Source organism: Liquorilactobacillus uvarum DSM 19971, assembly GCF_001434935.1.
In the GTDB taxonomy this organism is placed as follows: domain Bacteria; phylum Bacillota; class Bacilli; order Lactobacillales; family Lactobacillaceae; genus Liquorilactobacillus; species Liquorilactobacillus uvarum.
Map to the genome: position 1 here is coordinate 1 of NZ_AZEG01000079.1, position 2498 is coordinate 2498.

Annotated in this window: 3 protein-coding genes and 1 pseudogene; 2 read left to right on the plus strand and 2 right to left on the minus strand. The window is 35.1% G+C overall.

Annotation, left to right across the window (positions count from 1 at the left end):
* The coding region (locus FD20_RS12365; RefSeq protein WP_162255661.1) for an aldo/keto reductase at positions 1–393 on the minus strand (393 nt) is incomplete at its 3' end.
* 91 nt (positions 394–484) lie between these two features.
* Positions 485–1123 carry an NAD(P)H-binding protein gene (locus FD20_RS12370; protein WP_032818597.1) on the minus strand — a complete coding sequence of 213 codons (639 nt, stop codon included), beginning with the start codon at positions 1121–1123 and terminating at the stop codon, positions 485–487.
* A 293-nt stretch (positions 1124–1416) separates the two neighbouring features.
* Here FD20_RS12370 and FD20_RS12375 point away from each other — a divergent pair, with 293 nt between their 5' ends.
* Together FD20_RS12375 and FD20_RS13935 are read left to right on the plus strand one after the other, a co-directional pair.
* Positions 1417–1707 (plus strand): NAD-dependent epimerase/dehydratase family protein, encoded by a 291-nt coding sequence (locus tag FD20_RS12375; protein ID WP_057738897.1) that lies wholly within the window; start codon positions 1417–1419, stop codon positions 1705–1707.
* Positions 1704–2498 (plus strand): annotated as a pseudogene (locus FD20_RS13935) (DDE-type integrase/transposase/recombinase); the annotation flags it as partial. The gene FD20_RS12375 and the pseudogene FD20_RS13935, both read left to right, overlap by 4 nt.

Below are 2498 nucleotides of genomic sequence, written 5' to 3' on the forward strand. Positions count from 1 at the left end.
TGACTTAATCTTGCCTTCTTTTTGCAGATCTTCCATTGCACGCCAAGATCCATAAACATCACCGAATGGTTGATGAATTAAATACAAATCAAGATAATCTAATTGAAGTTTACGTAGTGAGGTTTCAAAAGCTTTCTTTGTTGCTTCATACCCTGTATCTGAAACCCATAATTTTGTTGTAACGAATAGGTCCTCACGTTTGATTCCACTACGCTTGATACCTTTTCCGACTGCTTCTTCATTGCCATATGAAGCGGCTGTATCGATCAAACGATACCCAACATCAATAGCATCAACGACTGCTTGTGCTGCTGCTTCTAAATCCGCAATTTGAAAAACTCCAAACCCGAGCACTGGTATTTCGTTACCATCATTAAGTTTCTTAAATTCCATAATTAACAACTCCTTCTTTTTTTATACAAGTTAATTGAACACCTTGAAGTGAACTCCAAGCCAAATAAAAAATTATTCTTCTTGTAACTTTTTAATAAAAACTTGGTTTCTTAAAATCAGTATGAGGCTCACCCAAACCTAAACTTTCACGATGATAATCACGTTTACCAGTTAATAGATCAACAACTACTTGCGCCACTGCTTGGCGTGTTACTTGGGCTTCAACGAATGGCTCACCCTTAGTTGTAATGTGAACATTTTTGTTTCCATCCTGGTTGTATAACCACGTGATTCGTAAGATAATATAATCTAAATCACTTTCTTCAATAATTTCAGCCGCCTTGTGCATAGGAAGTTTCCATGTTTCACCGGTATTTTTTCGATACCATTTTTGAAACGGACCTGTAACTTCCTGGTAAATATCTGGAATATTTGCAGCAATGAATCGAGGCTTCCCGCTTTCCTCAAGCAACTTAACAAGTTTACTGATTAAGTCATCTCCTGCTACATAGCTTAAATAAACAGCATCTACTCCTGCAAGAGCAGCCTTGATTTTATCAAATTCTTCAAAGTCCCCATCGACAAACGCCACACGTTCATCCGCCTTATCAGCTAATCTATTTGAAACGTTTCGACCGTAAAGCACCAAATCATAATCTGTTTGACTTATTATATTGTCAGTTACCATTTGTCCAATCTGTCCTGCAGCACCTAGAATTAAAATTTTCACAACTACTCCTCCTTGAAATTAATAATTAAGATATAACTACTACTTCCTCATATCCAACTTCAGTCTATTCCTTAGACTGGACTCCAAGTCAAGCTTTATGGTCATAACCTTTATTTTCAAAATAATTAAAATTTACAATTTTGACTTTTTACACTCTTTATTGCCGAATTTAGGCACACTTGAACAAGATTCTAATGCCTCCAAGATTTTGTTGATGTTTTTAAATATTGTAAAAAGTGTTATTTTTGTAGTAACATCATAGACACTAAATAAGATATTAGGAGGTATTAGCTATGAAAGTATTTGTTATTGGTGCTACAGGTATGGCGGGATCTGCTTTTGTTAAAAAGGCTGTTGAAAAAAATATCGAGGTTATAGCCAATGGTCGTTCTCTTGAAAAACTCAAACAACTAAAGAAAAAATTCCCTCAAATTCGAATTCTAGCAAAAAATTCTTTTGATTTGCAAAAAAATGATTTTTCGGATAGCGATGCAATCTTAAATGCTCCTACGTCAAGTTTTGGTACACAAATATTTAGACATTTGTGCCATAATAAAATGACTAGGATAGAATTTTTTATATGAAACGATATACTGATGATTTTAAAGCGAGCATTATCAAAATGTACACCGAGGAAGAGAGATCTTTGCGTTCTCTTTCAGAATAATATGCAGTGTCTCCTGCATCAATTCATAAAAGGAAGAATTGGAGATTTTAAAAGCTACGGCAGTGTTACTGGAAAAACGTTAGGGCGAGTTAAAACTCTTGTTTTTGTTAAGATTCAGTTATCCTATCACCGCTTATCCTTAACACCTTCAACTTTAAGATTAGCTCGTAGTACCTATTACCATTGGTTAGACTATCAACCTAGTCAACACGATTGTGTTGACCATCATTTAAAAGAAATCATTCGAAAAATTTTGGAAGAAAACTATCGCACTTATGGTTATCCAAGAATCAAACTAGAAGTAGACTGGGAATTATAGTTGGTGTCAAACGAATTTTTCGGCTAATGCAAGAAATGAAGATTCACTCTCTCATGCATCGACGTTTTAAAAAACCTGGTACTCATGTTGATTATTTACAACGTCCCAATCTGATTAAAAACAAGCCAAAAGCTAGTACTTGGCGAGCTGATATTACTTATCTTGAGCTACGACCTAGAACTTGGGTATATCTTAGTTCAGTGTATGAGCCAAAGGCTCATAAGATACTCGCATATAAAATAGGACGACAGATGAATGCCAAACTAGTAGTAAATACAGTTAACCAAGCACTTGAACATCATAAAAGGTCAGCATATTTTCATTCAGATATAGGTTCACAATATACGAGCTGTGATGTTGAAAACTTGCTTAGACGACATCAAATCTTC